The organism is Bradyrhizobium uaiense, from assembly GCF_010811875.1.
Classification (GTDB): Bacteria; Pseudomonadota; Alphaproteobacteria; order Rhizobiales; family Xanthobacteraceae; genus Bradyrhizobium; species Bradyrhizobium uaiense.
Map to the genome: position 1 here is coordinate 1 of NZ_VKHP01000402.1, position 4,658 is coordinate 4,658.

Below are 4,658 nucleotides of genomic sequence, written 5' to 3' on the forward strand. Positions count from 1 at the left end.
AAGCGCGACAATTGCATATCCGTGGCATCCGCTTTTTCGGCGGACGCTTCAGGTCGCACCTTTCCGACGCGGCAAGGATTTGAAGTGCATCTATACCGAGGAGCGGCGTGGGTTTAGCCGCGAGGTTCCCAATTGGATGTTCGACGAAAGCTACTGTGCCGGCATGGCCCTTGGGCCGCCGCAGGTCAGTATTGTGGGGCTCAACGAATTTGCCGCAGTTCTGAAGCTTCTCGGCACGACTCAGGCGTCGGGCGCACGATCCCGTCCTTCAATGAAGAGGGAGAAAGGACGTGCGGAGAAAACACCAATATCGCGAACCGATGCAACTGGGTCTGGATCTGGGGCATCGGATTCCCCAGAACCCGCTGGGCGCCAATCCCAAAGGCCTGATCCAGGCGCTCGCCGATCTCCTGCTGGAGGCGGCAGGCGTCGAGACCGTTCAGATGACGGGAGGTGATCATGAGCATCAAGATCACACCTGATCACCTCAGTCGCGTCGCCGTCGTCTATGTTCGCCAATCGACGATGTCCCAAGTCATGGGGAATCTCGAAAGCCAGCGGCGGCAATATGACTTGGCGCAGGCCGCGGAAGCCGCCGGATTTAAGTCCGTGACGGTCATTGACGACGATCTTGGCCGCTCAGGTTCCGGCAGCACCCAGCGGCCTGGATTTGAGCGGCTTGTGGCCATGGTGTGTTCAGGCGACGTCGGTGCCGTATATTGCATCGAGGCATCACGGCTGGCGCGCAATGGGCGTGACTGGCATCATTTGATCGACCTATGCGCGCTCGCCGGCGCGTTGGTCGTCGATCCCGACGGTGCCTACGATCCGCGGCTTGTCAACGACCGCCTGCTTCTCGGACTGAAGGGGACGATGTCGGAGTATGAGCTGAGCCTGCTTCGCCAACGTGGAATCGCCGCTCGAGACTCCAAGGCCAAGCGCGGCGAGTACCGCTTCATGCTTCCACCAGGATTTTGTTGGAATGAGCTTGGGAAGATCGAAATCGATCCCGACGAACATGTGGCGGGAGTTGTGCGACTCGTCTTCACGAAGTTCCGCGAGCTCGGCAGCGCCCGGCAGGTCTTTCTTTGGCTGCGTGCCGCCGACATCAAAATGCCTGTGGTCCTGAGGAACGTTCAAATCTACAAGCTCAGCTGGAAGGTGCCAGCCTATCACACGGTGATGCAGATCCTGCACAATCCGCTCTATGCTGGCGCCTATGCGTTTGGCCGAATCGCCCAGAAGACACGGATCGTGGACGGTCGCGCCCGCAAGGTCAGCGGGTTCAAGAAGCCGCGGGAAGAATGGAATGTTCTCCTGCGCGACAATCATCCCGGTTATATTGGCTGGCAGGAGTATGAAGACAATCAGAGGCTGCTGCTGGAAAACGCGCACATGAAAAAGAATTGCTCGCGTAAATCGGCGCGCGGGGGACGCGCACTCCTGACCGGCTTGATGCGGTGCGGACGTTGCGGGCGAATGATGCGTGTGTTCTATGGCCAGGCCAAGGGAATGCCCATCGCTATCAATGCCGCGGCGATGACGCCCATGTGGGGGCAGGCCTATGTATCGGCATCGGCGGAGTGCGCGTCGATCGTGCGGTCGCGCTGCAAATCCTTGAGGCGGTCTCCGATCGGGCTGTTGAAGCAGCGATATTGGCGTCCGACCAGATTGAGCGCTCGAGACAGGAGATCATCGCCGCCGTCGAACGGGAGCTTGAAGTTGCAAGCTACGAAGCGTCCCTTGCCGCACGCCGATACGAACTTGTAGATCCGGCGAAGCGTCACGTTGCCCGCGAACTCGAGGCACGCTGGAATGGCGCATTGGAGCGGGTTGCCGAGCTTGAAGGTCGGATCAAGGAGCAGCGCGCCGCATCAGCGGAAACCCCCAAGATCGACCGCGCCCTGCTTCTGCAACTTGCGCACGATCTGCCGCGGGTCTGGAATGCACCGTCCACGGACACGCGCACCAAGCAACGGCTAGTTCACATCGTGGTCCGAGAGATTGTTTGCGATCTCGACGAAAACACCAATGAAGCGGTTCTGCTCGTCCACTGGACCGGCGGCCGGCACACGGAGGTTCGGGTTGCTCGCGTTAGGACGGGCCGATATCCGGGCGATATGGCCCCCACTGCCGTTGACGCACTTCGTAAACTCGCTGGTCGTTGGCCTGATCGAGAGCTCGCCGTGTCGCTCAATCGGATGCGCTGTAAGACCGGCGACGGCGAGACCTGGACGACTGTTCGCGTGCGGGAAATGCGCGAACGCCTGGGCTTGCCGGAATACGATCCCGCATCATCCGACGGCAAAATGATCAGCCTTGCGAAGGCTGCGGCACACTTTGGGATTTGCGTCGGATCAGCAAAGAGCCTCGTGCTGAAGGGCATTCTGCCGGCAACGCAAGCGATCAAGGGGGCGCAATGGTCGGTTCCGGTCGACGCGCTGACGTCGGAGTCAGTGCGCATAGCGGTGCAGCGCGTGATCGAACGTCGGCCGAAAAACTACATTGATTATCAGTACGATAGGTTGATCCGCCTGCCTGGGATCTGACAAAGGGACGCAGAATGAAACGAGCTGTGCGGATCGGATCAAGCTGGTGTTCTGGGACGGAACGGGTCTGTGTCTGTTCGCCAAGCGGCTCGAGGATGGGATCTTCCGCTGGCCGAGGATCGAGGATGGTGTGTTCCGTCTGTCGGCCGCGCAATTGTCCGCGCTGCTGGAAGGGCTCGACTGGCGGCGTGTGCATGAGGCGCGTGAGACGCCGGCGCCAACGCAACCGGGATAGTTGTTGGCGGCGCTGCGGCGAAGTGAATCAGGAGCGTCGGACGCGTCGCCAGATGGTGGCGAATATGCTCTGAATTGGGTGTGAGCGACGCCCTGCCTAACGATCCCGAGACGCTGAAAGCGATGCTGCTTGCCGAGCGGTGCGAGAGCGAACGGCTGCGTCAGATCATTAAGGAATTGCAGCGGCATCGGTTTGGCCGGCGGGCAGAGACGCTACCTGAAGATCAGATGCTGCTGGGCCTAGAAGACGTCGAGCAGGTGGCAGCGTACAGCGAGGCGGCGCAGGACGTCAGCGCGCCTGAAGGCCATGAGGTGCGAGCCCGTAGGCGCCGCGGCAACCGCGGCGCCTTGCCGGCGCACCTGCCACGGATCGAGGTCGTCGTCGACATCGAGGACAAGACCTGTCCCTGCTGCCAGGGCGAGTTACACCGGATCGGCGAGCATAGAAGCGAGCGGCTCGACCTGGTCCCGGCTCAGTTCCGGATCCTCGTGACCGGCGTCCCAAATACGCCTGCCGTGCTTTCGAGGATGGTGTCATACAGGCGCCGGCCCGGCGCGGTTGATCGAGGGCGGACTGCCGACCGAAGCAACCGTCGCCCAGGTTCTGGTGTCCAAATATGCCGATCACCTGCCGCTCTACCGGCAGGCGCAGATTTACGCCCGCCAGGGCATTGAGCTCGATCGTTCGACGCTGGCGGACTGGGTGGGGCAAGCATCCTTCCACTTGCGTCCGTTGCATGAGCGCCTCCTCGGCAAGCCCAGGCAACGGCCAAAGCTGTTCGCCGATGAGACGACGATGCCGGTGCTCGATCCCGGCCGCGGGCGCACCAAGACCGGCCAGCTCTGGGCCTATGTGGCGGATGACCGGCCATGGGGTGGCGCCGATCCGCCAGGCGTCGCCTATGTCTATGCCCCCGATCGCAAAGCCGATCGACCGATCGCCCATCTGGCGGGCTTCAAGGGGATCCTGCAGGTCGATGTGTGTGGACGCCCCAGTGAATGCAAGCAAAATATAACTTCGGAACAGGCATGTGGTCGGGTGCTGACGTGTGTCCGGCCTCGTAACGCGACCTCGACACGTCGCGGGCCCTTATGGAATGCGTGGATTGGATCCAATTCGGCTACGCGTGCTCGCTGGCACTCATCGACCTGTTGATTCCTCCAATCCCAGTCCCTGACCGATTGCCCATAACCCTCCGTTAGACCTTACCACATTTCCGACGTCTCTCGGCTTCTGGCCTTGCGTTAAGCAGCGCCAGACGCTGGAGCCTGGTAAGCGCCACCGCGGACCATCAAGGCCCAGGCGATACGCGCCGTTTTGTTCGCTAGAGCGACCGCGATTAGCTTTGGAGGCTTCTTCGAGAGCATTCTTGCCAGCCAGGATCCTGCTGGCGATCCATAGCGTCTTTCCCATCGCACAACGGCGGTCGCACCAAGCACAAGGAGGCGTCGCAGATCTCGCCGGCCCATCCTGGAGATCTTGCCGAGCCTATCCTTGCCTCCGGAAGAATTCTGCTTAGGCGTGAGACCAATCCAGGCCGCAAAATCGCGCCCCTTCGAGAAGGTCTCCGCCGACGGCGATAACGCCTCTATCGCTGTAGCGCAGATTGCGCCGATTCCCGGAATGGTCATCAAGCGAGAGGCGACTTCGTCCTGTCTCGCGCGCACCCGTAGTCCCTTCTCCAGCTCTGCTATCTGCTCCGACAGGGATTTCACATGCGTCAAGAGATTCTGGCAAAGGCTGCGGGCTAGATCGGGCAGGTCCGGATATGTTGCAAGGAGCTCATCCAATCGGGGGATATGTCTCACGCCCTGAGCCACGATCAAACCGAATTCCGCAAGATGTCCGCGCAAAGCATTGATCGCCTGTGTGCG

5 protein-coding genes and 1 pseudogene are annotated in these 4,658 nt (G+C 61.1%); 4 read left to right on the plus strand and 2 right to left on the minus strand.

Annotated features, from left to right (window positions below):
- Window positions 1-200 precede the first annotated feature (200 nt).
- On the minus strand, window positions 201-467 hold the full coding sequence (locus FNJ47_RS44640; RefSeq protein WP_157348977.1) for a hypothetical protein: 267 nt from the start codon (window positions 465-467) through the stop codon (window positions 201-203).
- Between FNJ47_RS44640 and FNJ47_RS52075 the strand changes: the two genes are divergently transcribed.
- From FNJ47_RS52075 to tnpC, 4 genes and pseudogenes are all read left to right on the plus strand, one after another.
- On the plus strand, window positions 460-1,770 hold the full coding sequence (locus FNJ47_RS52075) for a recombinase family protein (protein ID WP_236000542.1): 1,311 nt from the start codon (window positions 460-462) through the stop codon (window positions 1,768-1,770). The genes FNJ47_RS44640 and FNJ47_RS52075 overlap by 8 nt on opposite strands.
- A 53-nt stretch (window positions 1,771-1,823) precedes the next feature.
- Entirely contained in the window at window positions 1,824-2,549 is a 726-nt protein-coding gene (locus FNJ47_RS52080) for a hypothetical protein (RefSeq protein WP_236000543.1), read from the plus strand.
- Window positions 2,550-2,586: 37 nt separating this feature from the next.
- The gene (tnpB, locus tag FNJ47_RS44650; RefSeq protein ID WP_347341813.1) at window positions 2,587-2,784 is read left to right on the plus strand and encodes an IS66 family insertion sequence element accessory protein TnpB; all 198 of its coding nucleotides are present in this window, start codon (window positions 2,587-2,589) and stop codon (window positions 2,782-2,784) included.
- A gap of 122 nt (window positions 2,785-2,906) precedes the next feature.
- Window positions 2,907-3,762: pseudogene (gene tnpC, locus FNJ47_RS44655) on the plus strand (IS66 family transposase); the annotation flags it as partial.
- 266 nt (window positions 3,763-4,028) lie between these two features.
- Here the strand turns inward: tnpC and FNJ47_RS44660 are convergent.
- Window positions 4,029-4,658 (minus strand): IS110 family RNA-guided transposase (locus FNJ47_RS44660; RefSeq protein WP_163162962.1); only part of this gene is annotated, 630 nt, incomplete at its 5' end.

Coding starts and splice junctions, on each gene's coding strand:
- FNJ47_RS44640 (WP_157348977.1), bottom strand. CDS start 467: ATGCTCATGATCACCTCCCGTCATCTGAACGGTCTCGACGCCTGCCGC.
- FNJ47_RS52075 (WP_236000542.1), top strand. CDS start 460: ATGAGCATCAAGATCACACCTGATCACCTCAGTCGCGTCGCCGTCGTC.